General features: G+C 52.8%; 1 protein-coding gene. It reads left to right on the top strand.

The features are described from left to right. Positions 1-305: RsmD family RNA methyltransferase (locus EXE42_RS17545; protein WP_137707116.1), on the top strand; the 305-nt coding region annotated here is incomplete at both ends.

Raw genomic sequence — 305 nt, 5'->3', positions numbered from 1 at the left:
GTCTAGAGGAGAAACAGGATGTCATGGGCAATTTCGACGTCTGGGAAACGGCCCGGGTGTTCCAAGATGATGTCCGGGATCTGTCGCGGTTAGATGAGAGCAGTGTGGACTACATCTTTATCGATCCGCCGTATGGGGATCAAGTTCCGTACAGCGAGATCAACTTGGTCTGGACGGCGTGGCTGGAGGATAGCGAACGGTTCGATGATGAGATCGTGATCACGGACAGCAGTGAACGTGAGGAGAAACAGTCCGAGCATCAGTGGAAGGACGCAATCAGTGAAACTTTCGAGGAACTGTATCGG

It is taken from the genome of Halorubrum sp. SP3, assembly GCF_005435195.1.
Lineage (GTDB): Archaea > Halobacteriota > Halobacteria > Halobacteriales > Haloferacaceae > Halorubrum > Halorubrum sodomense.
Note: the sequence above shows the minus strand (reverse complement) of the source record. Positions and strands in the feature narration are given on the sequence as shown.